This window comes from Archangium sp., from assembly GCF_045802675.1.
In the GTDB taxonomy this organism is placed as follows: Bacteria; Myxococcota; Myxococcia; order Myxococcales; family Myxococcaceae; genus Archangium.
The window spans coordinates 1-24,859 of sequence record NZ_JBJMQO010000047.1 but is presented as its reverse complement, the minus strand read 5'-3'; the positions used below and the strand labels follow the sequence as shown (position 1 = coordinate 24,859).

Here is a 24,859-nt window from a genome sequence, read left to right as displayed (position 1 = left end):
GGCGTGCGGGCGAGTCCGGGAAGATTGACCCTCCGGGTGCGCCAGTGCACTCTGACCCCTTCGCCACCGAGTGGGAGTGAGCCCGCACCCGCAGGAGAGCGACGGAGAGCGACGTGGAAGACACCTCGACCGAGGCCCCCGAGGCCAACGAGCCCGCGCTGGACGTGATGCAGTACGTCCGCGCGCTCTGGCGCCGCAAGTGGCTCATCGTCGGCGTGACGGCCGTGATGGTGCTGGTGGGCACGCTCTACACGCTGCGCCAACCGAAAATCTACGCCGCCAGCACCTCCCTCATCATCGACGTGGCGGCGCCTCGCGTGCTCGACACCGACGTCAAGGAGGTGATGGGCGACGAGCGCAGCAACTACTGGGCGAACAAGGAGTACTACCAGACGCAGAACGAGGTCATCACCTCGCGCGCGGTGGCCGCCCGGGTGGTGGACCATCTGGGCCTGCGCAGCGACCCGGCCTTCCTCGGCGTGGAGGGGATTCAGGACCCCGAGGCGCGCAAGAAGGCCATGGCCTCCATCGACGCGGTGTCGCTGGTGCGCTCGCGCATCAACGTGATTCCTTCCGCCAACTCGCGCGTGGTGCGCATCGCCGTGGAGGACCTGGAGGCCAACCGCGCGGCGCTGCTGGCCAACGAGGTGGCCGAGGCCTACATCGCCGAGAACCAGGCCCTCAAGCTCAAGACGACCGAGGGCGCCAGCGCGTGGCTCGAGGAGCGGCTGAGTGAGCTGGGCTCGCGGGCCAGCGCCAGCGAGATGGACCTCTACAAGTTCAAGCGCAGCGCGGACGTGCTCTCCATGTCCATCGAGGGCAAGGGCGCGCCGCAGCCGAGCACGGCGAAGCAGGCCTACGACAAGTACATGGCCGAGCTCATCAACGTGCGCACGAAGATCGCCGCCCTCCAGGCGCGCGTGGAGGCCATGCGCCAGTTGCGCAAGAGCGCCAGCCCCGAGGCGGAGCACTGGGCCGAGGGGCTCGCCGAGGCGGGCGAGGGCGCCCTGCGCGACCTGCGCACCAAGGTGCTGGAGCAGCGCACCGCGTGCGTGGAGCTGTCCGAGCGCTACCTGTCCGAGCACCCGAAGATGCAGGAGTGCCAGCAGAAGCTGGCCGTGGTGCAGCAGGAGCTGCGGCGCAGCCTGGAGAACCTGGTGCTCGGCGCCGAGACGGACCTGTCGGCTGCCCAGGCCAACGAGCGCAACCTCCTGAAACTGGTGGCCGGGGCCAAGGCCGAGGCCTTCCAACTCACGGAGAAGGAGATCGCCTACCAGAAGATCCAGCGCGAGGCGGAGAACGACCAGCGCCTGTACGAGCTCGTCCTCAAGCGCTTCAAGGAGCTGGAGCTGTCGGGCCTGTTGCGCACCAGCAACGTGCGCGTGCTGGATGCGGCGCTGCCCAACCCGGCGCCGGTGCGGCCCAACACGCGCAGCGCCATCATCCTCTTCTTCCTGCTGGGCCTGATGGGCGGCGTGGTGCTGGTGGTGGGGCTGGAGCTGCTCGACGCGAGCGTGGCCAGCCGCGCGGACGTGGAGGAGCGGCTGGGGCTGTCCTTCATCGGCGCCATGCCTCCGCTCAAGGCCGAGGACGGGGCGACGACGGATCTCTTCATCCACCGCCACCCGCGCTCGCCGGCGGCGGAGATGTGCCGGGCCATCCGCACCAACCTCCTCTTCATGTCGCCGGACAAGCCCTTCCGCACGGTGGTGGTGAGCTCGGCGGGGCCGTCCGAGGGCAAGTCCACCGTCGTCATCAACCTGGGCATGGTGATGGCGCAGACGGGCACCCGGGTGCTGCTGATGGACACGGACATGCGCCGGCCCCGGCTGCACAAGGCCTTCGGCGTGCCGGACGACATGGGCGTCAGCTCGCTCGTGGTGGGCGAGGGCTCGCTCGAGCGCGCCATCAAGTCCACGGACGTGCCCAACCTCTTCGTGCTGCCCTGCGGGCCGCTGCCGCCCAACCCCGCGGAGCTGCTCCACACCCGCGCCTTCTCCGAGCTGCTCGGCAAGCTGCGCGAGCGCTTCGACTGCATCCTCCTGGACAGCCCGCCGCTGGGCCCCGTCTCGGACGCGCTCGTCCTCTCCAAGCAGGCCGACGGCATCCTCCTGGTGCTCAAGGCGGGCCGCACCCAGCGCGAGCAGGCCAAACGCGCCATCCGCTCGCTGCGCGACGTGAAGGCCCGCGTCATCGGCGCCCTGCTCAACCACGTGGACATGCGGGGCGGCAAGGGCTCCGACTACTCCACCTACAACTACTACCGCAGCTACGGCGGCGAGCGCGACGAGCAGCGCACGGCCTCCTGAAAGACGGGCTCCGGGTATGAAGGTCCTCCAGCTGGGCAAGTACTACGCCCCCTACCGGGGCGGCATGGAGACGCACCTGTCCGGGCTGTGCGAGGAGCTCAAGGGCCGCGTCGAGCTGGAGGTGCTCGTCTCCAACACGGCCCCGCACACGGTGCACGAGGTGGTGCACGGCGTGCCCGTCACCCGCTGCGCCGAGGTGGTGAAGGTGGCCTCCACCTCGCTCAACCCCACGCTGCCCTTGGAGCTGTCGCGGCGCCGGTACGAGCTGCTGCACATGCACTTCCCCCACCCCATGGCGGTGATGGCGTACCTGGGGAGTGTGCGGCCGCGGCGGCACGGGCTCGTCATCACCTACCACAGCGACGTGGTGCGCCAGAAACGGCTGCTCACGCTGTACGGGCCCTTCATGCAGCGGGCGCTGGCGCGCGCGGACGCCATCCTGGTGGGCTCGCCCAACTACGTGGAGTCGTCCGAGGCGCTGCGTCCGCACCGGGACCGCTGCCACGTGGTGCCCTTCGGCATCGACACGACGCGCTTCGCCCTCACCCCCGGGCGCGAGGCGGCGGCCGCGGCCGTGAGGGCCCGGTATGGCGGGGCGCCGCTGCTCATGGGGGTGGGGCGGCTCGTCTATTACAAGGGCTTCGAGTACGCCATCCGCGCGCTGCGGTACGTGGACGGCGCGCACCTGCTGCTGGTGGGCGAGGGGCCGCTGCGCGCGCAATTGGAGACGCTGGCGCGGGCCAGTGGTGTGGCCGGACGCGTGCACTTCCTCGGGCGCCTGGAGGACGAGGCGCTGGTGGCGCTGTACTACGCGTGCGACGCATACGTGCTGCCCTCCGTCACCCGCGCCGAGGCCTTCGCGCTGGTGCAGCTGGAGGCCCTGGCGTGCGGGCTGCCCGTCATCAACACCGCGCTGGACTCGGGGGTGCCCTTCGTCAGCCGCCACGAGGAGAGTGGCCTCACCGTGCCTCCGGGCGACGAGGCGGCGCTGGCCGAGGCCATGCGGCGCATGCTGGCGCACCCGGAGCAGCGGAGGGCCTGGGGCGAGGCGGGCCGGGCGCGTGTGCGCAGCGAGTTCTCCCAGGCACGCATGGGCGAGCGCGTGCTCGGCGTCTACCAGGAGGTCCTGGCGCATGTGGGCCACCGGGCGGCGTGAGGTGAGCCGGCGATGATGGGATTGCTGCTCACGGTGCTCGCCCTCGTCTCCACGTACGGGGTGACGCGCTACAAGGGCGCCGGCCACGGCCTGGGCGTGCTGCTGCTGTTCGGCTACTTCTACGGCATCCTCCGGGCGCGCTTCCCGGACGGCCTCTCGCACTTCATGTTCGACGCGGGGGTGTTCGGGCTGTACCTCGCGTACTTCACCCGGCGCTCGCGCTCGAAGGCGCCAATGGGCCGCGAGGGCCAGGCGCTGCGGCTCTGGGTGAAGGTGCTGATGGTCTGGCCGCTGTGCACCCTGGTGCTCTCGCCGCTGCTCGACGCGCAGCACATCCTCATCCAGTTCGTCGGCCTGCGCATGGCCATCCTCCTGCTGCCGCTCATGCTCATTGGCCTGCGGCTGGAGGCCGGGGAGTTGGATGTGCTCGGCACCTGGGTGTTGGGGCTCAACGCGGTGGCGTTCGGCTTCGCCCTGCTCGAGCTGGCCCTGGGCATCGAGCCCTTCTTCCCCCGCAACGCCTCGTCCTTCATCATCTACATCTCCCAGGACGTGGGCGAGGAGGGGCTGCCGCGCATCCCCGCCATCTTCAACAGCGCGCACGCCTACGCGGGCACCATGTTGATGTCGATGCCCCTGCTGGTGCGTCGGCTCGGACGCTCCCGCTCCGGGCGCCTGCTCACGTTCGCGGCGCTGGGGATGAGCCTGCTGGGCATCTTCATCAGCGCGGCGCGCAGCCCGGTGGTGCAACTCGGCGCCATCGTGCTGCTGTTGCTGCTCGTCTCCCGCCTGTCCGCGAAGCTGCTGGCGGCCATGGCGGCCATGACGCTGGTGGTGGGGGCCGTCATCGCCACCAACCCCCGCTTCCAACGCTTCCTCACGCTGGACGACACCAGCTACGTCACCGAGCGCGTGTCCGCCAGCGTGAACACGAGCCTGCTGGAGGTCATCACGAATTACCCGCTGGGCAGCGGGCTGGGCAGCGCCGCGGGGACGAGCATTCCCTTCTTCCTCACGGACCTGGCCAAACCGCAGTACGGCCTGGAGAACGAGTTCGCACGCGTCGCCATGGAGCAGGGGCTCATCGGCTTCGTGCTGTGGCTGGGCTTCCTGGCGTGGCTGCTGTTGCGCCTGCCGCCGCGCCGCCGCAAGGAGCAGGTGGTGGCCAACCGCCTCATGTGGGCGACGGTGGTGGTGATGTGGATGACGGCCTTCATCGGCACGGGCCTGCTCGCCTCGGTGCCCGGCTCGGCGCTGTTGCTGCTGTGGATGGGGTGCCTCATTGGAATGCGCCGGCCCGTGCCCGTGCCGGCCACGGCCCCGGTGGCGCCATTGCCGGGGCTGCCGGAGGCGGTGCGCCGATGAAGATTGCCCTGCTGGTGCACGAGTACAACCGGGGCTTCGGCCACAGCCGCTACGTCGTCGAGCTGGCCGAGCGCTTCCGGGCCGCGCACGAGGTGCATGTCTTCGCCCACCGCTTCGAGCCGCGAGGCGCCGAGGGAATCATCTTCCACGCCGTGCCCGCGGTGCGCACGGGCGCGCTGTCCACGGTGCTGTCCTTCTATGCCTCGGCGAGCGTGCTGCTGAGCCGCCACTCCGGCTTCGACATCATCCACGGCCAGGGCATCACCGCCGCGCAGGCCAACGTCCTCACCGCGCACATCTGCGGCCGCGCCTGGTTCCAGGCCCAGCGCCGGCTCGGCTACGACTACTCGTGGAAGCAGCGCGTCTTCGACGGGGTGCTGACGCCCCTGGAGGAGCGGCTCTACCGGGGCTCGGACGAGGCCACCGTCATCGCCATTTCGCACAAGCTGGGCGAGGAATTGCGCACGCTGTACGGGCGGCGCGGCCCCATCCGCGTCATCCACCACGGCGTGGACGTGGCTCGCTTCTCCCCGGCCCTGCGCGAGCAGCGGCGGCGCGAGCTGCGTGCGGAGCTGGGCCTCGGGCCGGACGAGCGGCGCGCGCTCTACCTGGGAGACCTGCGCAAGGGCGCCGCGGTGACGCTGGAGGCGCTCGCCCGCGTGCCGGGACTGTCCCTGGACGTGGTGACGCGCAGCGACCCGGCGGCCACCCGGGCGCGGGCGGAGCGGCTGGGGCTGGGAGGGCGCGTGCGTTTCCACCCGCCCACGGACGCGGTGGAGCGCTTCTACGCCGCGGCGGACCTCTTCGTGTGCCCCACGCCGTACGATGCCTTCGGGCTCGTCGTCACCGAGGCCATGGCGTCCGGGCTGCCCGTCATCACCACCCGGGCCGCCGGGGCCTCCGAGCTCATCACCCACCGCCGGGATGGGCTGCTGCTGGAGGACGCGGGAGACGTGGGCGCGCTCGCCGAGGCGATGCGTGAGTTGGCGGAGGACACGGACTTCTCCGAGCAATTGGGCCGGGCGGCGCGACTCCGGGCCGAGGCATGCACCTGGGACGAGGTCGCGCGCCAGACGCTTGGCGTGTACGAGGAAGTCCTGGCCCGGGGAGCGCGAGCGGCATGAATTCCAAGCGGCGCGTGGCCTTCGTGGTGAATGGGACGCCGGGCAGCCCCATGGGCTCGCGTGCCCAGGCGTTCGCTCGGGAGCTGGAGGGAGCGCTCGACATTTCGCTGCTGTACCGCCAGCCCCGGAAGGTGCGAGCGATTGGCGAGATGGTGGCGGCGCTGCGCTCCTCACGCCCCGAGGTCGTGTATGTCTTTGACCTGGCGTACTCGGGCGTGGTGGCTTCGGCGCTGCACGCGCTGGGGACGCGCTGCCCCCGGGTGGTGGACACGGGGGATGCCATCTTCGCGCTGGCGCGCTCGGTGGGAGGACGCGGGCCGGCGGGGCTGCTGGCCACCGCGGCGCTGGAGCAGTTCGGCCTGCGCACCGCGACGGCCGTGGTGGTGCGCGGCACGTTCCATCAGAAGCTGCTGGCGGAGCAGGGGATTGCCAGCACCGTCATCCAGGACGGAGTGCACGTGGACGCGTTCCGCCCGCGTCCCGCCGTGGAGCTGCGCCGGAGCCTGGGGCTCGAGGGCGTGCTGACGGTCGGCATCCTGGGCTCGTCCATCTGGAGCGAGCGGCTCGGGGTGTGCGTGGGTTGGGAGTTGGTGGAGTTGATTCGCACGATGAAGGGCCGGCCGGTGAAGGGCGTGCTCATCGGGGACGGCACGGGCATACCCGTGCTGCGCGAGCGCTGCCGCACCTACGGCATCGAGAACCAGATGGTGTTCATCGACCGCGTGCCCTACGAGTCGCTGCCCGAGTACCTCGGATTGATGGACGTGACGTTGTCCACGCAGAGCAACGACGTGGTGGGCCAGGTGCGCACGACGGGGAAGCTGCCGCTGTACATGGCGGCGGGCCGCTACATCCTGGCCACGGACGTGGGCGAGGCCTCACTGGTGCTGCCCGGGGCGATGCGCGTGCCCTACCAGGGCGTGGTGGACCGCGCCTATCCAGCGCGGCTCGCCGAGCGGGTGGAGGGCCTGCTGGCGCGGCCCGAGCAATTACAGACAGCCGAGGCACTGGTGGGCGTGGCGCGGGAGCGGTTCGATTACCCGGTGCTGGCCGCGCGAGTCCTCCAGGTGTTGGAGCGGGTGCCGCGCGTCCGGTGAGCCACGCGCGGAGAGCGAATTCCTGGGTACAATGGCCTCATGGCCATCATTCGGCTCAACACGCTGATTTCAGCGCCGCTCCAGCGCTGCTTCGATCTCTCTCGGAGCATCGATATGCACCTCGCCTCGGCTGCCTCGAGCGATGAGCAGGCCATCGCGGGAGTCACGACGGGCCTCATCGGGGCCGGGCAGGAGGTGACCTGGCGGGCGCGGCACTTTGGGATCTGGCTGACCCTCACCAGCCGCATCACGGCGTTCAACCCGTCGAGGCACTTTCGCGACTCGATGGTACGGGGCCCCTTCCGGCGCTTCGATCATGATCATTTCTTCGCGCATCAGGGCGACGCCACGTTGATGACGGACGTGTTCGATTTCGAGTCTCCACTCGGAGTCGCGGGCCGGTTCGTGGACTGGTTGATCCTCCGGCGACATATGCAGGCCTTCCTCATGGCGCGCAACGAGACCCTCCGGAATGTCGCCCAGTCCGATGACTGGCGGCGTTTCCTGACGCCAGAAACAGGCGGCATCCCATCAACGCCCCGGGCAGCCAATGTGTCAGGCGTGTAGCAAGTGCACGAGGGCCAGATGGGCACCGAGCGTCGCGCCCCGGCCGGGGAGCGCGGCCATCCAGGCCTTTCTCAGCCCACACCCGTGGTGCCGCGTCCGGTGAGACTAGCGAAGCAGCAATGCCCTCGGCGGCAGAGGCTGCGGATTCAGCGTCACCCAAGAAAACGACGAGCGATAGCTGGTCATTCTCGGCGGCAGCGGTTGAGGGTTCAACATGACCTCGCTGGCGTAGCCACCCCTGACCCTTTCCAGCTCGGAGATGTCGAGTTCACGGAAGTCGACGGTAGCGGTTTCGGTCTTCGATTCGGTCATGGGCTTGCTCGTAGTTTGACCGGCCGCTCATTGCCGTCGGTCCTCGCTGTGAGAATGAGTGGGTCGAGTGCCGTTGTGATGGAGGTCACGCTCGAGGCCGTTCGTGGGGTCGGCAGGTAGGCGAACACCGCGTCCAGGTCACTCTCCGAGGCGGCGGAGCAGGAGCCCTCGTGCTTCTCTGCTCGGAGTCGTCCAGGTCGTTGGCAATGGCTGTCCGCGACAGGGTGGGGTGTATCGTCCTTTGGTCAGCTTCCGCCGCGTGCGCTGTGTTCACTTGGGAGAGAGTCTTCAATGCCGCATCGCCCCGCCCTGCTGCCGTCCCCGCTCTGTGCCGCGCTGCTGTCCGCCTGCGCGGCGACCGCGCCCGCCACCCCGCGGCGGCAGCGGCCCCCGGAGGCGCCGCGTCCCGCTTGGACGGCCGTTGCCCCCATGCCGGCGGCCCGGTAGGCCGGAGCGGGTGTCGGAGACTTCGAACCGCCCGACTGTGTCATCCCGCGCCTACCGCGGTGGGGTGGGGGCCGGGGCCGTGCCCTCGGTCGGGGTGGCGCCCGGGACGACGGCGCCCCCGGGCTCCTGCGGTGCGAAGCCGAGCACCTTCGCACCGGCCGCCTTGGCCCCATCCATCGCGGCCACCAGCTTGCCGTAGCTCGCGTTGTCATCCGCCACGAAGAAGACGACGCGCTCGTCCTGCTTCTTGGTGTTGAGCATCCGGGTGAGCCGCGCGACGTAGTCGGCCGGCGCGATCTTCTCCGTGTTGATGGAGTAGTCCCCCGACTCGGCGACCTGCACCACGAGCTGCGTGTCGTTGGGGTCGGACGGCGGGTTCTCCTCCAGCTCGGTCTCCGGCACGCGCACCTCGAGGTCCTTCTCCATCAGCGGCGTGACGACCATGAAGATGATGAGCAGCACCAGCACCACGTCCACCAGCGGGGTGACATTGATGTCCGCGTTGGGCGCCGAGGCGGGTTTGACCCAGGACCTGCGAATCCTTTTCTGGGTCATGGCGAGTCCTTCAGTTGCTCGACCCCGAGGGACACGCGCCGGGCCTTGGCCTTGCGCGCCACCTCCATCACCGTGCGCACGTCGCGCACCCGCAGCGAGTTGTCGGCTTTGAGCAGGATCTTTCGGATGGGGTCCCTGGCCAGCTCCTCGCGCAGCCGGTCCTCCAACGTCTTCTCGTCCAGGAAGTCGTTGTCCAGATAGAGCTTCTTGTCGGTTGTCACCGAGACGATGAGTGCTTTGTCATTGCCGTCTTTCTTCGTCTCGATCTCCCTGGACTTGGGCAGTTCCACGCTCTTGCCACGCTGGAGCATGGGGGTGATGACCATGAAGATGATGAGCAGCACGAGCACCACGTCCACCAGCGGGGTGACGTTGATTTCTGCCTTGGGACCCCTCCCGGGGCCACCGATTGACATTCCCATGAGTTCACCTGGGTCGTTGAAGGGTTGAACTCAGGAGTGCGAGCCGCCGAAGTGCCGGGCCACCAGGTCCAGGAGCTCGTTGGAAGACTCGGACATGTCCACCGAGCGGGCGTCCACCCAGCCCTGCAGGAAGTTGTAGGCCATCACCGCGGGGATGGCCACCACCAGGCCGAACGCGGTGGTGATGAGCGCCTCGGCGATACCGGACGAGATGGTGGTCAGACCTCCGGCGCCCGCGGCCGCCATGAGGTTGAAGGAGTTCACGATGCCCATCGTGGTGCCGAGCAGACCCACGAAGGGGGCCGTGGAGCCCACCGTGGCCAGCACGCCCAGGCCGCGCTTGAGGCTCTGCACTTCGCGCTGGGCCTGGCGCTCGAGGGCTCGCGCCACGGACTCCACGGCCACGTCCTTGCTGGAGGAGGACACCCGGTAGGCCGTCAGGCCCGAGTTGATGACCCGGCCCAGGTGCCCCACATCCTTGCCGGAGGGGGTGTTGGCCGCGGTGGTGAGGTCGTCCTTCGCCAGGATGGCTCCCATCCTGGCGGCGAAGCCGCGCGACTCGGAGCGGCTCTTCCAGTACACCAACACGCGCTCGGCCATGACGACCAGTGAGGTCAGCGACATCGCACCCAGCGCGAAGATGATCATCCGGGCGAACAGGCCCGTGTGCTCCCAGATATCGGCGATCGTGAATTGCATGGCGGTGAGGCGCCCCTCCTTGAGCGCATGGAGGCGGGCTGCGTGAGCCCGTCCACATGCATTCACCCTAAGGAGTCGCGGAGGCGCCATGGCCAGGGGCGGACCATTTTTTCGTCATGGTCCTGTCACGGCCATTGAAGCAACACAGCTCATGGACGGACCTGGCGAGCTTATTTCGACTTGGTGGCCAGGTACTGGTCCACCTGGGATTCCAGCGCGTGGGCGACGGAGGGGGAGACCCGGGAGAGGATCTGCCATTCCAGGTCCAGGTCCCGGACAATCTCTGGATGGACATAGGAGAGAGGGTCGCCCTTGACCATCCTCTGCACTCCGGGTGTTTCATCATTCTTCTGGGTTTCGGCGGGGTGGGGTGCGGTCCGGCCGATGGTGGTGTAGGTGGCGCGGTACGCAGTCAGTGCGAAGCGGCCGTCCTCGAGCTCCTTCCCCATGACGAACATCCGCACCCGGAGCGCCCCGACGTCCAGGCTGTCGTCGAACTTCGTCTGCCAGGAGGTGCGCACATAAAGGGGATCCCTGCTCTCCATGAGGATGTACCCCTGCTCCTGGAGGAGCTCGCGGGCCACCTGCAGGACCTGTTCGGGGGGGAGACTGTAGGCGACGTAGGCCGCGCTGCGCTCGAGCAGTTGCTGGCGCGGGGCCGTGGCACAGCCTGTCATTCCCATGAGCAAGAGACCGGCAAGAGCCACCGGGAGCAGGGTCCGGGTTCTCGTTTCCTCGGGCAGCCGGCGCGGGGCGTGCATCCATTTCTCCTGACGTGGGTGAAGCGGGATGCTGCTAGAACGTTCGGGCGAGTCCGGCATATCGATGCCTCGCGCGGCCACCTGTTCCCCACGCGCTGGAGTCGAACATGAACGTCGAAGACTGCTTGCCCGCGGAGCTCCGAGGACCCACCACCACCCTCACCCGGATCGCCGCGGGGATGTCGGGCGCTGGCGTCTACCGCGTCGAGGCCGCCGGCCAGTCGTTGGTGCTCAAGGTCGCCGGCGAGACAGAAACCGACGCCGACTGGCACCGCGCGCTCCACATCCAGCGGCTCGCCGCCGACGCGGGCCTCGCGCCTCGCATCGTCCACGTCGATGAGGCGCGGCGCGCGGTATTGACCGCCTTCGTCGCCGACCGTTCGTTCGGGGCCTTCCTGAGGGACCCGCGCACCCACGACGCCGCGCTCACCCTGCTGGGCCGCACCGTGCGCCGCATCCACGCGCTTCCCCTCGCCGCCGACGCACGCGCGCGAGATCCCCTCGAGTTGCTCGGCCAGCTCTGGGGCTGGCTGACCGGCTTCTCCATCCCGGACTTCGCCCGCGGCGCGATCCAGCGCATGCTCGCCGAGCAGCCACCGGCCCTCGAAGGCGCCCGGGTCCTCGGTCACAACGACCTCAACCCCACCAACCTCGTCTACGACGGCGAGTCGATCCTGATTCTCGACTGGGCCACCGCCGGGCCGATGGATCCCTTCTACGATCTCGCGGTGCTCTCCGTCTTCCTGCGCATGGACGAGGGCACCAGCCTGCGTCTGCTCTCGGCCTACGAGGGCAGGCCGTACGCCCAGCTCCCCCAGCGCTTCCTCTACACGCGCAGGTTGGCGGCGACGCTCGCTGGCACGTTCCAGCTGTACCTCGCCCGCCAGATGAAGCACGCGGGGGCCACCGGCGCGGAGACGCTCGACTCCACGCCCTCCCTCGGCGAGTTCTATCAGCGGATGATGGCTGGCGAGCTGAAGATGGGCACGGCGGACGGCCAGTGGTGGTTCGGCCTCGCCCTGCTGAAGCACAGCCTCTCGCTGTGAGGCAGCACCGGGGCAGGGATTCGAACCCTGCTCGACCGCTTCAAAGGCGGCTCGGCTCCCAGAGCCATCCCCGGACACCGCATCAGGGACTCGAACCCTGTTCACCGGCGTGAAAGGCCAGCGACCTACCCATGGTCGAATGCGGCAAGACTCAGCGGGTGACGGATTCGAACCGTCCAGACCTGGTTCAGAGTCAGGCATCCGCGGCCAGCGGCACCCGCTACACGAACCAGACGGCCTCGCCCCGCGTTTACTGACGAGGCGTGAAGGGGAGGTGGGCTTGCCCCGGCGCGCGCTCCCAGTCTGACGACAGAGGCGTCAGTACCCCGTGAGCCGACGGTAGGTGTCGAGGATGGTGCGCGCGTGGTTCGTCCACGAGTAGCCGCGTCCTCGCGCCACACGCTGGTTCCGGGCCGCGTCGGACTCTGGCGACTCCAGCACGCGGTGTACGGCCTCGGTCCAGGCGCCAATGTCTCCCACCGGCACGTAGGTAACGGCGTCTCCGCCCACCTCGCGCAGCACGGGCAGGTCACTCGCCACCACGCGCGTTCCACACGCCATGGCCTCGATGACGGGCAGCCCGAAACCCTCGGCCTCGCTCGTCACCAGCACCGCCCGCGCCTTCCGGTACAGCCCCGCCAGCGTCGCCCGGTCCAGCTTCGGCGGCTGCAGCAGCGCGTCTCCGATGCCGAGCCTCGCCACGTGTGCCTGCTGGTTCTCGTTCAGTGCCGCGCCCTGTTGCACCAGGCGCAGGTCCGGGTGCTGGCGGCGCAGTGCCGCGAAGACTTCGAAGAGCACGTCCACGCGCTTGCGCGGAATCCCACTGCCCACGTGCAACACGTAGGGCCGGCCTCCGAGGGGACGCAGCACCTCGTCGCTCGTGTCTCCCGGTAGGGGCTCGGGCCCGTACTCCGGCGAGACTCCCAGCGGCGCGTGCACCAGCCGCTCGGCTCGCACCAGGCCGTGGCGCAGCAATTCCTCGCGCACTGCCCGGGTGGAGTGGAATACCACCGCTGCCCGCTGCAGCCCCTTCAGCGTCGTCCACGCCATGGCCCGGAACCACGCGGGCCTCGGCTCCTTCTCCGGCTCCACCAGACAGCGGAAGGCATCCAGGTCGTGGCAATACACGCCGGTGCGCTCGGCTGGCAGGGCGTGCACGAGCTGCGCGTAGCTGTGGTCCACCACGTGGTACGCGTCGTGCCCGCGTGTGCGCAGGGCCGCCCGGGTCGGGTAGGTGAGGAAGCGTGTGAGCACCCGGTCCACGTTGAGCGCCTGGCGACGCTCGCGCAGCACCGGCAGCTTGCGCGCCAGCGGCAGCATCTTCGGGCGCAGCGACGTCACCCAGACCCTGTCCGCGAGCGGGCCGTGGAATTGCTCGTGCAACGCCTCTCCCGCCAGGTCCATGCTCGGCCACCCCTCCTCGAGCGGATCCATCAGCAACGCCAGGCGCAGCGGGTGCCCATCGTGGTTCATGCGTCCTCCACCACGCGCGCACGGGTCCGGTCCAGCAACACGTCCAGCGTGTGCGCGAGCGAGAAATTCTCCGTGTAGAAATCGGCCGCGCGCTGGCCCAGCCCGGGCCAGGTCTCCGGAGCTGACAGCAGGGCCTCGGCCGCCTTCAGCACAGCGGCGCCCGTGGGCTCGGGGGCCAGTGCCAGCGCGCCGGAGCTCCGCCACGGAGGCTCGGTGGCGGGGCCGTCGTTGGACACCAGCGGCACGCCCAGCGCCAGTCCCGCCATGGCACTGCTGCGGCGCGTGCTGAGCCCGTCGGGGAAGGGCTGGAGCAGCACGTCGCAGGCCTTCAGCGTGGCGGCGAGCTCGTCTCCGGGCAGTCCGCCCAGGGCTCGCACGCGTCCGGTGAGCTCGGGGTGGCGCGCGGTGAGTTGCTCGGCGAAGCGAGGGCCTCCCCGGCCCGCCAGCACCGCCACGCGGCGCGCGTCCTTCCGCAGCAGCGCGGGCAGCACCTCCTCCAACAGGCCCGCGATGAGGTCGCCGTACGTCCCCATGTGGCCCAGCAGCACGGTGTCCGGGCCTGCTCGCAGCGAGCCTCGGAGCTTCTCCACCGCGCTCGCGGGCGGCTGGGTGGGCAGGTTGCTCGGCACGGGCAGCCACTCGCCAGGCACCCGGCGCGGCGGCGCGTGGAGCAGCCGGTTCCACCACGTCGTGGAGACGAAGACCCGGTCCGCCCTCGCCAGGACGATCGCCGCCATCGCCCGCGTGACGGCTCCCAGCACGTTGTGGCGCCACGGCAGCTTCCAGCCCCAGGGGAAGCACACCTCGTGGAAGAACATCCACACCTCGTCCCGCCGGCGCTTCGCGAGCCACAGCGCGAAGGGGACGTTCATCGCCCGGTAGCCGAAGGCGTGCGGCACGTACTGCACCACCAGCCGCTTCGGCCCGGGCAGCCCCTCCAACTCCCGCTCCAGCCGGCCCAGGCCTCGCACGCCGAAGCCCTCGGGGAGCCGGTGCACCGTGACACCCTCGGGAGACGGGCCCTCCTGCCGCTCGCCCGGAGCCCAGACGTGGACGGCGCAGCCCTCGCGCGCGAGCCCCCCGGCCACCTGCCACGTGTAGTCGCTCACCCCGCCGGACTGTGGGGGGAACTCGCCGGTGAGCAGGTGCCAGGAGACGCCGTGCGCGTCCGCGTGCCTCCCGCTCATGTCCGCCCCTCCAGCACCCGCGCGTAGACGTCCCGCACCCGCGCGGCGTAGCGCTCGCGGGTGAAGCGCGCGAGCACCGAGCGCCGGGCCTCCTCGCCCAGCCGCGCGCGCAGCTCCGGCTCCCCGGCGAGCCGCGCCATCGCCCCGGCGAGCCCCTCCACGTCTCCGGGAGCGAAGGTGAGGGCGTCGTGCCCGGAGCGCACGAGCTCCGCGGCTCCTCCCGCGGCGGACACCACCACCGCTCGCGCGCACGACATGGCCTCGACAATGGTCATCCCGAAGGGCTCCGGCCGCGTGCTCGCGTGCACCACGCCGTCGAGCGCCCGGTAGATGGGGGCGGGCTCGGACTGGAAGGGGATGAAGCCCACGTGGCCCTCCAGGCCCAGCGCGTGCGCGGTGGTGCGCAGCTCGGCCTCGGAGAACTGCGAGCCGGGCGTGCGGTACACCGGGCTGCCCACCACGTAGAAGCGCATCGCCCGAGCGGGACTCCGTGCCCGCAGGCGCGCGGCCGCCTGGAGGAACACCTCCTGTCCCTTCCAGCGCGCATAGGTGGCCACCAGCCCGAGCCGCACCGTGTCCTCGGAGGCGGGAGGCAGTCCGGCGAGCGCGTCGAGCCGTGGGCCCTCGGCCGGGCCGGGCGAGAAGCGCTCCGTGTCCACGCCGTTGTGCACCGGGTACACCGGGACGCGGCCGAGCACCCGCCGGGCGTCCTCCGCCACCGCCGCCGAGTTGGCGATGGCCGCCGCCGCGCGCACTCCCGCCACGCGCAGCACCCGCCGCACGAGGGGCCGCTCGCCGAGGAAGTCATGGAGGTGCCACACCACGGGCGCACCCGGGGTGCACAGCGCGCAGAGCAGGTGCGTCTTGAGGCCGTTGGAGTGGACGAGCGTGGGGCGCGAATCGCGCAGGGCCCGCTGCAGGGCGCGCAGGTGGCTGGCCGCGGCCGGGGTGGCCCGCGCCACGGAGGCGCCGAAGCGCAGGAAGGACTCCACTCCGGCGCCGCGCAGTTGCGAGTCCCCGAGCGCGGCGAGCCCGGCGGGCAGGGGCAGGGCGAGCGTCTCCACGCCCAGCGCCCGCGCCTGCTCCGTCAGCGGTCCCTCCGCTCCGGCGATGAGCCCCAGCCACGGGGCCTCCGGTGTCCGGCGCAGACAATCCAGCAGGTCCAGGAGCGTCCGCTCCGCGCCACCCACCACCCCCACGGGACTGAGGAAGAGCCACCGCACGCGGCGCAACCCACCAGAGGTCCACCCACGAGGTCAAGGAATCGATGAAAACATGGCGAGTGGGGAACAGGCCCGTGGTTGGCCGCTCGGGCCTGGAGGGGCCTGGCTCACAACCCGGTCACCAGGGGCCCGTTTCCGGGGCGGCTGGTGGCACAATGCGCGCGCTCATGAGTCGAACGCGCCGCTACCTCCGTGGAATGGGAGTGGGTTACGCCCACCAGCTGATCTCCATGGGGGTCGGGCTCTTCCTGACGCCCTTCCTGCTCAAGCGCCTCGGCTCGGAGCAGTACGGGTTGTGGGTCATCGGCTTCCAGTTGCTCGGCTGGTTGTTGCTGCTCGACGTGGGCGTGGTGGCGCTCGTGCCCCGCGAGGTCGCCAGCTCCACCGGCCGCACGGAGGACCCCGAGGCCACCCCGCGGCTGATGGGCTTCGCCTTCCGGCTCGCGCTGATGCAGACGGTTGTCGTCGGGCTGGCCGCGCTCCTCTTGTGGCTGTTCCTGCCCTCCGACTGGGAGGCGCTGCGTCCGGCACTCGGGCCCACGTTGATTGCCTTCGTGCTGCAGTACCCGCTGCGCGTGCTGCCCGCGATGCTCGAGGGCTTGCAGGACCTCGCCTGGCAGGGCGGCACGCAGATGCTGTCCTTCGCCCTGGGCAATGGCACCACGGTGGGCTTCGTGCTGCTCGGGCATGGGATGGTGGCGCTCGCCTGGGGCTGGATCGTCCAGCAGGGCGTGGTGTCCGCGATGGCCGGCTGGCGCTTGTGGCGGCACCACCGGCACCTGCTTCCCCGGCGGCTGCCCCCGCTCGCCTGGCCCCAGGTGGGGGACTGGCTGCACCGCGGCACGTGGATCAGCATCGACAAGCTCGCCAGCCTGCTGCTGACGGGGACGGACCTGCTGCTGGTGGGCAAGCTGCTGGGGCCCGAGGCCACGGTGGCCTACGCGTGCACGGCCAAGGCGGTCACCATCCTCATCAACCAGCCGCGCATGCTCGTGCTCGCGGCGCTGCCGGGGTTGAGCCAGATGCGCACCGGCGAGTCCCGCGAGCGCCTGCTCCAGGTGTGTACCAGCCTCACGCAGGCCACGCTGCTCGCGGCCGGGTTGCTCGCCACCGGCGTGGTGGCCGCCAACGGGGCCTTCGTGGGCTGGTGGGTGGGCCCGGACAAGTACGTGGGGCTCGGCGTCACCGCGCTCTTCGCCATCAACATGGTGCTGCGCCTGCTGGCCAACGCCCTCGGGGTGGCCACGTTCTGCTTCGGCGACGAGCGCCGCATCGCCATCACCTCGCTCTTCGATGGGGCGCTGGCCTTCGTCGTCGGCGCGGCGGGCGTGAAGCTCTGGGGGCCCATTGGCGCGCCGCTGGGCGCCCTCGTGGGCATGCTCGTCGTGAGCCTGCCCGGCCACCTGCGCGCGATGGCGCGTCACGCGGGCACCACGGTGGGAGGGCTGCTGCGCCCGCTGGTGCCGTGGGGCGTGCGCACCGCGGGGGTGATGGGGCTCGGCGCGGGGATGGCGCTGGCCTGGAGGCCCGAGGGCTTCCTGGGACTGTCCGTGCTGTCGGCCACCGCCGCGCTGCTGTACGTCGTCGTGGTGGGCCCCGTGGCCTTCCATGGGCCGCTGGAGTCCTACGTGCGGCCCCGGTGGGACGCGGTGCTCGCGCGCCTGCCCAAGCCCTCGGGAGGGACATGAGCCCGGGGCCGCGCATCCTCGTCGTCACCCGGCACCGGGCGGTGGTCGGCGGTGTCGAGACGCACCTGCGCACGCTGCTGCCGCTCCTCCAGGCCCGTGGCTACGTCCTCGGGCTCGTCTTCGAGCACGACGCCGCTTCCCACCAGGCACGCATCGACGAGGGGCTCGGCCTTCCCGCGTGGAGCCTCGCGGCGCTCGGACGCCGGGGCGTGCTCGATGCCGTGGCCTCCTGGCGGCCCGAGCGCGTCTACCAGCATGGCGTGCAGGATTTGGACTTGGAGGCGGCGCTGCTCGAGCGCTACCCCGCGCTGCTCTTCCTGCATGCCTATTACGGCACGTGCATCAGCGGGATGAAGCGCCAGGCCTTCCCCCGGCCCGTGCCGTGCGAGCGCGTGCTCGGCCCCGGGTGCCTCGTGCACTACCTTCCGCGCCGCTGCGGGGGGCGCAGTCCCCTCACCGCCGTGCGCGAGTACCGCTACCAGCAACGCCGGCTCGCGCTCGCGCGGCGCTACGGCACCGTGCTGGTGGGCAGCCGGGCCATGCGCGAGGAGTACCTGCGGCACGGGCTGTCCGAGTCCCAGGTGGTGTGCGTGCCCCTCTTCGGCGAGGGCGCGAGAGACAGCGAGCCTCCCGCGCCACGGCCCGCGTCCGGACAGGTGCTGATGGTGGGCCGGCTCACGGAGCTGAAGGGCGGCGTGGAATTGGTGCGCGCCCTGCCCGCGGCCCGAGCGGCGCTGGGGCGCGAGCTGGAACTGGTGGTGGCGGGGGACGGCCCGGAGCGCGAGCCCATGCAGCGCGAGGCGGTGGCGCGGCGCGTGCCGGTGCGCTTCGCGGGCTGGGTGGACGGGGCCGGGCGCGAGGCGTTGATGCGGCGGGCGGACCTGCTCGCGGTGCCCAGCGTCTGGCCCGAGCCCTTCGGCATGGTGGGCGTGGAAGCCGGTGCGGTGGGCCTGCCCGCGGTGGCCTTCGCGGTGGGCGGCATCCCCGACTGGTGTGAGCCGGGCGTGTCCGGCGAGCTCGCGCCGGGCCATCCGCCCACGGTGCGGGGGCTCTCCGACGCCCTCGTCCGGGCGCTCGTGGATCCGGCGCACCATGCGCGGCTGCGGGAAGGTGCCTGGCGCATGGCCTCGCGCTTCAGCCCGGGCGCTCACGTGGACGCACTGTGCGCGCTCCTCGGCGTCCCCGGGAGATTGTTGGTAAACCAACAAGCGACGCGATAGACTGACCCACGGTCTTGGTGTTCTCCGATGCGCTCCGTTCTCTCCGCCATCTCCCGGAATGTCTCCGCCGCCCAGGAACGGCTCGTCCTCCTGCGAGAGGAATTGCCGCGGCTGGCGTACGTGGGCGGCCATGGCTGGCAGAACCTCGGAGATGACGCCCTCTTCGAGGCCGCACAGCAGGTGCTCGGGGGCGTGCGCCTCGTCTCCTTCCGCTACCCGCGCCGCGAGGAGCGCCTGTCGCGGGTGGGGCTGTCTGGCCGGGGTTACTTCCAGGAGCTCATCCTCGGCGGCGGGACGTTCATCAACCCCTATGGGTTGTCCAACGTGCGGGCCGCGCTCCAGCTGGGACTGCCCGCGTGGACGCTGGGCACCGGCGTGGGCAGTGCCGGCTTCGGCATGTGCCGCCGGCCGGACCTGACGGAGTGGCGCGCCCTGCTGCGCGACTTCCGGGCCGTGGGCGTCCGGGGCCCGTACTCGAAGGCCGCGCTCGAGGAGCTGGGCGTCTCCGGGGTGGAGGAGATTGGGGACCTGGCCCTGGTGTTCGCGCGGGCGGCGCCCTCGCTGGTGGTGCACCCGCGCCGGTTCGCGGTGAACATCACCCTGCCGCCGCCCGAGGAGCGCGAGGGCTACCCCTACGAGCGCCTGGAGGGATTGGAGCACGCCCTCCGCCACTTGCTGGCCCAGGAGTGGACGCCCGTCTTCGTGGCGATGCACTCCAATGATTATCAGCCCATGCGCCGGCTCATGGCGGCGGTTGGCCGGGCAGGGGATGTGCTCCACACGCCGAGCCATTCCAGCGAATACATGACGCTCGTCGGCCCGTGCACGCTCACCCTCGCCGTGCGGCTGCATGCGGCGGTGCTCTCGTGCTGCGCGGGCACGCCGGTGCTGTCGCTCGGCTACCGGGAGAAGTGTCTGGACTTCATGGCCTCGTTGGGGCTGGAGGCGTGGCACGTGGACCTGTGCACGCCCGAGGGAGACATTCTCGAGCGCGCGCTGGCCCTGTCCGAGCAGGCCGACGGTCTGCGGGCCACCGTGCTGGCGCGAGCCCAGGAGAAGCAGCGGGGCATCCGCGACTACGTGAGCAGGTTGCTGGGCGCCTGAGCCGGGCGCGGAGGGGGTGCGGATGTCCCGATTCCGTCAACGCAGGTGGAGGGCCTGGGTGCTGGCTCTCACGTCCCTGGCCTGTCGTCATGGCGAAAACCAGGACAAGGCACCTCGAGCTAGTGTGCTCGACGGGCTCCATCGGCGCTGCGAGAAGCACCGGCGCTGTCCGGAGGGCCAGCGCTGCATGATCTGGGGCCTGAGAATGATCGCCACGTGCGAGATCGCCTGTCAGGAGCACTCCGATTGTCCCGCTCCGACCCACTGTAGTGGGGGGATAGATAATGATGGGCCCGGTTCGGTGTGCACGGAGTATGGCGAGCCCGTTCTGCTGCCGGAGGAGTCCGCTCTGCCGCCTCGCCCGGGATTCACGACTCGGGGTTGAGCCTCTGGCGAGGGCCGTCGGCCCGGGTCAGGGAGTGACGGACTCGAACCAGGTGCGCAGCCGGGCGAGCGGGTCCGCCGCCATGCGTGTCTCGACGGCGGCGCGCGCCCGCTCTCCCATGCGCGGCAATTCCGAGCGGCGGTGGAACGCTTCCTCCAGCGTGGCCACGAGCGCATCCTCCCGGGCGGCGGGAACGAGCCAGCCCATGCGGCCGGGCTCGACCCAGGCGGCGGCGCCACATGCCTCCGTCACGACCACGGGCAGTCCGCTCGCCATGGCCTCACCCACCACGAGCCCGAAGCCGTCCTCCAGCGTCGGCAGCACGAAGAGCTCCGAGTCCGCGTAGGCCGGGCGTGGGTCTCCCGGCATCGCCTCCACCGGGAGGCCCTGCATCTCCCGCTGGAAGAGCTGGCGGGACACGCGGTCTCCCGTGGCGCCCACGATGCGCAACCGGACGCGCCCGGCACCCATGCGGCGGATGGCGCGCAGCAGGTAGTGGAAGCCCTTGCGCACGTCCAGCGAGCCCACGAAGCACACGCGCAGCGGGCCCTCGGCGGCGGGGCGCGAGGCCGGGGGGCGGAAGCGCTCCAGGTCGATGAGCTGATCGATGACGGCCACCTTCTCCCCGGGCACGCCGCGGCCCACCATCGAGTCGCGCGACCACGGCGAGGAGACGCGGATGGCGCTGGCGAGCGCGTACTCGCGCTCAATGCGGCGGACGGCGGCGGGGGTGGGGTGGCCGAGGTGGGGGCGGCGGGCCTGGCGCCACGTCTCGCGGACGTAGACGTCGCGGAAGCCGGCGATGTGGCCGTTGGGGTTGTCGAGCACGCAGGGCACGCCCGCGCGCCGGGCCCACTCGAGCGACTCGAGCGCTACCTGGGTGAAGGCATACAGGCGCGAGGGCCGCAGCTGCTCCAGCCGCGCGGCGGCCCACTGCCCGAGGTGCTCGTCCTGGTGGCGCTGGAAGGCGCCGGTGAGCCAGCGGTAGGGCGTCCACCGTTGCACCGAGGCGAGCAGGGGCTGCGGCGGCACATGCCACACGACACCGGGGAGAGCAGCCAGCCGGGCATCCGCGGGAGGCGGTCCGAGCACGTGCAGCGTCGTCCCGCCGTGAGCGAGCGCCCGCAGGACGGTGGCCGCGAAGCCGCCCAGCCCGCCCGCGCCCGCCGCGGCTCCACACACGAGGGCCGTGCTCGAGGAGCGTTCCCTTTCCATGCGCTCCCCTTATCGGATTCCACTGGGGTGGCATAGCGCGGGCCGGTGTGGCCGAAGCCGGGGGCCGCCGAGTCGTACAGCGTGCAGGCGACAGTCGCGTGGCACTTCGGGACATTGACGCTCCCCTGCCCTCCGGACACCATGCGCGGCCCTGGGCTGGGGATGGAGGCGTCGCGATGATTACCTATCTGGTGGCCTTCCTTGTGGCGTTGATGGTGGCCGTGGTGTTCACGTTGGTGGTGCGCAACCGCGCGCTGGCGTGGGGGCTGCTGGACCAGGCCAACTCGAGCCGCAAGGTGCACGCCCGGCCCATTCCGCGCCTGGGCGGCATTGGCATCGTCGGCGGCTTCTTCGCGCCCCTGTGCGCGCTCTTCGTGGTGGACTCGGCGGTGGGCAACCAGTTCCGCGCACAGACGGCGCTGGTGTGGGGCCTGTTCGGTGGTGGGCTGGGCGTGGCGGTGCTGGGCCTCTACGACGACCTGCACGGCGCGGGCGCGAAGCTGAAGTTCAGCGTGCAGCTGGCGTTGGCGCTCGGGCTGTACGCGCTCGGCTTCCGCATCGAGCTCATCGCCAATCCCTTCGGGCCGCCGGTGCCGCTGGGGATGCTGAGCCTGCCCTTCACCGTGCTGTGGGTGGTGGGCGTCATCAACGCGCTCAACCTCATCGACGGGCTGGACGGGCTGGCGGGCGGGGTGGCCTTCTTCGGCGTGGGCACCAACTTCATCCTCGCGCTCAGCCGGGGAGACGTGCTGCTGTGCCTGGTGATGGCGGCGCTGGCGGGCGCCATCCTCGGCTTCCTCATCTTCAACTTCAACCCGGCCTCCATCTTCATGGGCGACACCGGCAGCATGTTCCTGGGCTTCGTGCTGGCGGCCGTCTCCATCAAGACGAGCGCCAAGAGTGGCACCGCCGTGGCCATGATCGTGCCGGTGATGTCGCTGGGCCTGCCCATCATGGACACGCTGATCGCCATGAGTCGGCGGGCGCTCGTGGGAAGACCCATGTTCAGCGCGGACAAGGAGCACATCCACCACCGGATGATGAGCCGGCTGGTGCTCAGCCACCGCTCGGCGGTGCTGGTGCTCTACGGCCTGTGCGCGCTCTTCACCCTGACGGCGCTCGGCCTGCATTGGGCCAACACCGCGCAGAGCGCCATGCTGCTCACGGGCATGGCGGTGGTGGTGGCGGTGCTGATGCGCAAGCTGGGTTACCTGGACCTGCGGCGCGCCGGCGGCGTGGGCGAGCTGCGGCGCAAGAACATCCGGCTGCGCTCGCTGGTGAAGGACGTGACGGACGCGGTGCGCGCCGCCCCCGAGACGAAGGACATCTGGGCCTCGGTGCGCCCTCTGGCCGATGCGCTCGATGCCTCGCACCTGTCCCTGCGCCTGGAGCTCCAGCGCGAGGGCAACCGGGACGGACTCACCTTCGAGACGCAGCGGCCCGCGGGCTCGGCGCTGCCGCTGGAGGTGCGCCTGGAGGTGAAGGGCGGGGAGGTGTCGCTCGGCTGGCTGTGCATCGTCTGGCGCGATGGGCGCTCGGAGATCAACCGTGACGAGGAGCTGGCGCTGGAGCTGGCGGCGGACGCGGTGGGAGACCGGATGATGAAGCTGCTGGCCGAGGCCGAGGCGGATCCGAGGCGCGTCGTCTCGATGCGGCGGTGAGCGACGTGGGGGCGAGCGCGCTCCTGGACGTGCTCCGAGCCTGGCCGGAGGCCCCTCGAGGCCCTGCGCCCGGAGACGCGGACGCCCTGGTACACGCGGCGGCGCGGCACGGGCTCGCGGGTTTCGTGCAGCACGCGCTGGGGCGCTCGGAGTGGAGGCTGGAGGAGGCGGCGCGCACGCGGTTGCGCCGCGAGGCCCTGGCGCAGGCGGCGCGGGGCATGCGGGTGAAGGCGCTGCTGCTGCGGAGCCTGGACGCGCTGGCCGCGGTGGGCGTGGTGCCGGTGTCGCTGAAGGGGTACGGGCTGGCGCTGCGCCTCTACCCCGAGCCGCTGCAGCGAGCCACGACGGACGTGGACCTGCTGGTGGCGGACGCGGAGGTGGCGGGGGCGTCGCGAGCGCTGGAGGGATTGGGGTTGAAGCCGCTCGGCGCTGAGGCGGCGGCGCACGCGCGGGAGCACGAGCACCACCTGACGTTCACGGGCGCGGCGGGGATGGTGGAGCTGCACTTCCGGGCGCTGGTGGGGTACGGCGAGGCCCTGGAGGCGGAGGCGCTGCTGGCCCGAGCGGAGGAGTCGGTGCTGGAGGGCCGGCGCGTGCGCTACCTGCGAGCGGAGGACGAGCTGGTGTACCTGGCGCTGCACGCGAGCAACCACCTGTTGCAGCGATTGGCGTGGCTGTTTGATTTGAAGTTGTTGGTGCTGGCGAGCCCGGGGCTGGACTGGGGGAGGGTGGTGGAGGTGGCGCGGGGCACGGCCTTCTCGCACCTGGCCTGGTACGCGCTGGAGGCGGCGAGGCGGTTGATGGGGATGCCGGTGCCGGAGGAGGTACTGTCCGCGCTGGCACCGCCGCGGTGGCAGCGATTGCTGGCGGTGCGCTTCTTCAGCGCCGGGCGCTTGCTGGAGACGGAGTTGATGCTGCACAAGCCGGCGTGGGTGGCGGCGAAGCTGCTGCTGGCACCGAGGCTGCTGCCCATGGCGCGCTACACCGTGCGCCGGCTGCGGGAGGACGGGCTCACGGCGCTGCGCACGAGGTGAGGGGTAGTCCTCCGCGCAACGCAGGGCGTGTCCCTCGTTGAACACGGTGGGGTGAAGACCGGATTCACTCTCGACGCAGGAGAGACGGAGTGGAACCGTGTCCGGATGGACTCCGCGAACACGACCAGGAGCCGTGCGTGGCTCTGGTTGATCGTCCTGGTACTCCCGCTCGCGTCGGGATGCGGAGCACAGCTCAAGTTCGTCACGGTAACGCCCAAACCTGAATCGGGGGCGGGTGGCTGGCAGGAGACATGCCTCGAGGCGAACATACAAAACATGACGACCGGCGATTCCACTGTGTGTCCAGTCTCTATCGGGATGCCGATAGAGACCGAGGCGAATGGCTACATCGGTTCCTGGTGGGCAGCGGAAACCGCCGCGGACTGCATCAATGAAGCCTCGGAGCTCGTCATCCGACCCGCTCCACCCGAAAGCCCTTCCGCTCTCGTGTGTACGAACTTTGTGGAGATGGTTCGTGAGATTTTGAGGAAGAGCGTTTTGGGTTCACGCGTCAAGCGGGGGTGTGAGCCGGGTATTCCCGTGACACGAGTTGGATTCTGAATCATGAAAACTTCAGCTGAACAACTACTGGCAATCGCTCGAAATTATTGGCCTGGGAATATTGAAAGTTATAACGGGCTCCTCTTCGGCAAGAGATGTCCCGAGGTCGACCGATTCCACGAGCTCTGGCAGCGTGAGCTCAAGAAGATCGATCGGTGGCGGGACTTTCTCGCGTCCTTTCGTTCCGAGCTGCCTGGGTTCACTCTCTCGGACATCACGGCGCCGGTTGATTCCTGCTGGCGTTGTGG

22 protein-coding genes and 3 tRNA genes are annotated in these 24,859 nt (G+C 70.5%); 12 read left to right on the top strand and 13 right to left on the bottom strand.

Annotated features, from left to right (window positions below; all coding sequences use genetic code 11):
- The first annotated feature begins 113 nt into the window (after window positions 1-113).
- Genes ACJ8AN_RS14415 through ACJ8AN_RS14390 form a run of 6 tightly spaced genes read left to right on the top strand, consistent with a single transcriptional unit; the run spans window position 114 to window position 7,618 of the window.
- Complete coding sequence (locus tag ACJ8AN_RS14415; protein WP_407755912.1) at window positions 114-2,309, top strand: GumC family protein; 2,196 nt, start codon at window positions 114-116, stop codon at window positions 2,307-2,309.
- A gap of 16 nt (window positions 2,310-2,325) precedes the next feature.
- Complete coding sequence (locus tag ACJ8AN_RS14410; RefSeq protein WP_407755911.1) at window positions 2,326-3,465, top strand: glycosyltransferase; 1,140 nt, start codon at window positions 2,326-2,328, stop codon at window positions 3,463-3,465.
- 12 nt (window positions 3,466-3,477) lie between these two features.
- Window positions 3,478-4,830, top strand: a complete 1,353-nt coding sequence (locus tag ACJ8AN_RS14405) for an O-antigen ligase family protein (RefSeq protein WP_407755910.1) — start codon at window positions 3,478-3,480, stop codon at window positions 4,828-4,830.
- Window positions 4,827-5,954: a glycosyltransferase family 4 protein gene (locus tag ACJ8AN_RS14400; protein WP_407755909.1), complete on the top strand. Its 1,128-nt coding sequence runs from the start codon at window positions 4,827-4,829 to the stop codon at window positions 5,952-5,954. The genes ACJ8AN_RS14405 and ACJ8AN_RS14400 overlap by 4 nt, the downstream gene beginning before the upstream one ends.
- The gene (locus ACJ8AN_RS14395; protein ID WP_407755908.1) at window positions 5,951-7,051 is read left to right on the top strand and encodes a glycosyltransferase; all 1,101 of its coding nucleotides are present in this window, start codon (window positions 5,951-5,953) and stop codon (window positions 7,049-7,051) included. Before ACJ8AN_RS14400 ends, ACJ8AN_RS14395 begins: the two co-directional genes overlap by 4 nt.
- 39 nt (window positions 7,052-7,090) lie before the next feature.
- Window positions 7,091-7,618 (top strand): SRPBCC family protein, encoded by a 528-nt coding sequence (locus tag ACJ8AN_RS14390; protein ID WP_407755907.1) that lies wholly within the window; start codon window positions 7,091-7,093, stop codon window positions 7,616-7,618.
- A gap of 105 nt (window positions 7,619-7,723) precedes the next feature.
- On the opposite strand, the gene ACJ8AN_RS14385 is transcribed toward ACJ8AN_RS14390, so the two are convergent.
- The 5 genes from ACJ8AN_RS14385 to ACJ8AN_RS14365 all read right to left on the bottom strand — a co-directional run bounded on the left by ACJ8AN_RS14385 (window position 7,724) and on the right by ACJ8AN_RS14365 (window position 10,736).
- Window positions 7,724-7,930, bottom strand: coding sequence for a hypothetical protein (locus tag ACJ8AN_RS14385; protein ID WP_407755906.1), 207 nt, complete (start codon window positions 7,928-7,930; stop codon window positions 7,724-7,726).
- Window positions 7,931-8,428: 498 nt separating this feature from the next.
- Window positions 8,429-8,932, bottom strand: a complete 504-nt coding sequence (locus ACJ8AN_RS14380; protein WP_407755905.1) for an ExbD/TolR family protein — start codon at window positions 8,930-8,932, stop codon at window positions 8,429-8,431.
- Complete coding sequence (locus ACJ8AN_RS14375; RefSeq protein ID WP_407755904.1) at window positions 8,929-9,354, bottom strand: ExbD/TolR family protein; 426 nt, start codon at window positions 9,352-9,354, stop codon at window positions 8,929-8,931. Before ACJ8AN_RS14375 ends, ACJ8AN_RS14380 begins: the two co-directional genes overlap by 4 nt.
- 30 nt (window positions 9,355-9,384) lie before the next feature.
- On the bottom strand, window positions 9,385-10,053 hold the full coding sequence (locus ACJ8AN_RS14370) for a MotA/TolQ/ExbB proton channel family protein (RefSeq protein ID WP_407755903.1): 669 nt from the start codon (window positions 10,051-10,053) through the stop codon (window positions 9,385-9,387).
- A 170-nt stretch (window positions 10,054-10,223) separates the two neighbouring features.
- A complete protein-coding gene (locus ACJ8AN_RS14365; protein WP_407755902.1) occupies window positions 10,224-10,736 on the bottom strand; it encodes a hypothetical protein in 513 nt (170 codons plus the stop codon).
- A 185-nt stretch (window positions 10,737-10,921) separates the two neighbouring features.
- Here ACJ8AN_RS14365 and ACJ8AN_RS14360 point away from each other — a divergent pair, with 185 nt between their 5' ends.
- A complete protein-coding gene (locus ACJ8AN_RS14360) occupies window positions 10,922-11,860 on the top strand; it encodes a phosphotransferase (RefSeq protein WP_407755901.1) in 939 nt (312 codons plus the stop codon).
- Window positions 11,861-11,865: 5 nt separating this feature from the next.
- Here ACJ8AN_RS14360 and ACJ8AN_RS14355 read toward each other — a convergent pair.
- From ACJ8AN_RS14355 to ACJ8AN_RS14330, 6 genes are all read right to left on the bottom strand, one after another.
- A tRNA-Gln gene (locus ACJ8AN_RS14355) sits at window positions 11,866-11,934 on the bottom strand.
- A 1-nt stretch (window position 11,935) separates the two neighbouring features.
- Window positions 11,936-12,006: transfer RNA gene (locus ACJ8AN_RS14350), tRNA-Glu, on the bottom strand.
- Between the two features lie 6 nt (window positions 12,007-12,012).
- A tRNA-Gln gene (locus ACJ8AN_RS14345) sits at window positions 12,013-12,082 on the bottom strand.
- Between the two features lie 96 nt (window positions 12,083-12,178).
- A complete protein-coding gene (locus tag ACJ8AN_RS14340) occupies window positions 12,179-13,333 on the bottom strand; it encodes a glycosyltransferase family 4 protein (RefSeq protein ID WP_407755900.1) in 1,155 nt (384 codons plus the stop codon).
- Window positions 13,330-14,520, bottom strand: coding sequence for a glycosyltransferase family 4 protein (locus ACJ8AN_RS14335; protein ID WP_407755899.1), 1,191 nt, complete (start codon window positions 14,518-14,520; stop codon window positions 13,330-13,332). The genes ACJ8AN_RS14340 and ACJ8AN_RS14335 overlap by 4 nt, the downstream gene beginning before the upstream one ends.
- A complete protein-coding gene (locus ACJ8AN_RS14330; protein ID WP_407755898.1) occupies window positions 14,517-15,743 on the bottom strand; it encodes a glycosyltransferase family 4 protein in 1,227 nt (408 codons plus the stop codon). Before ACJ8AN_RS14330 ends, ACJ8AN_RS14335 begins: the two co-directional genes overlap by 4 nt.
- Before the next feature lie 167 nt (window positions 15,744-15,910).
- Between ACJ8AN_RS14330 and ACJ8AN_RS14325 the strand changes: the two genes are divergently transcribed.
- Genes ACJ8AN_RS14325 through ACJ8AN_RS14315 form a run of 3 tightly spaced genes read left to right on the top strand, consistent with a single transcriptional unit; the run spans window position 15,911 to window position 19,755 of the window.
- The gene (locus ACJ8AN_RS14325) at window positions 15,911-17,431 is read left to right on the top strand and encodes a lipopolysaccharide biosynthesis protein (RefSeq protein ID WP_407755897.1); all 1,521 of its coding nucleotides are present in this window, start codon (window positions 15,911-15,913) and stop codon (window positions 17,429-17,431) included.
- Window positions 17,428-18,651 carry a glycosyltransferase family 4 protein gene (locus tag ACJ8AN_RS14320; RefSeq protein WP_407755896.1) on the top strand — a complete coding sequence of 408 codons (1,224 nt, stop codon included), beginning with the start codon at window positions 17,428-17,430 and terminating at the stop codon, window positions 18,649-18,651. Before ACJ8AN_RS14325 ends, ACJ8AN_RS14320 begins: the two co-directional genes overlap by 4 nt.
- 27 nt (window positions 18,652-18,678) lie before the next feature.
- Window positions 18,679-19,755 carry a polysaccharide pyruvyl transferase family protein gene (locus ACJ8AN_RS14315; RefSeq protein ID WP_407755895.1) on the top strand — a complete coding sequence of 359 codons (1,077 nt, stop codon included), beginning with the start codon at window positions 18,679-18,681 and terminating at the stop codon, window positions 19,753-19,755.
- Between the two features lie 412 nt (window positions 19,756-20,167).
- Here the strand turns inward: ACJ8AN_RS14315 and ACJ8AN_RS14310 are convergent, their stop codons facing one another.
- Entirely contained in the window at window positions 20,168-21,355 is a 1,188-nt protein-coding gene (locus ACJ8AN_RS14310; protein WP_407755894.1) for a glycosyltransferase family 4 protein, read from the bottom strand.
- Window positions 21,356-21,531: 176 nt separating this feature from the next.
- Here ACJ8AN_RS14310 and ACJ8AN_RS14305 point away from each other — a divergent pair, with 176 nt between their 5' ends.
- Complete coding sequence (locus tag ACJ8AN_RS14305) at window positions 21,532-23,016, top strand: MraY family glycosyltransferase (RefSeq protein ID WP_407755893.1); 1,485 nt, start codon at window positions 21,532-21,534, stop codon at window positions 23,014-23,016.
- Complete coding sequence (locus ACJ8AN_RS14300; RefSeq protein WP_407755892.1) at window positions 23,013-24,050, top strand: nucleotidyltransferase family protein; 1,038 nt, start codon at window positions 23,013-23,015, stop codon at window positions 24,048-24,050. Before ACJ8AN_RS14305 ends, ACJ8AN_RS14300 begins: the two co-directional genes overlap by 4 nt.
- 585 nt (window positions 24,051-24,635) lie before the next feature.
- Here the strand turns inward: ACJ8AN_RS14300 and ACJ8AN_RS14295 are convergent.
- Window positions 24,636-24,859 (bottom strand): hypothetical protein (locus tag ACJ8AN_RS14295; protein ID WP_407755891.1); only part of this gene is annotated, 224 nt, incomplete at its 5' end.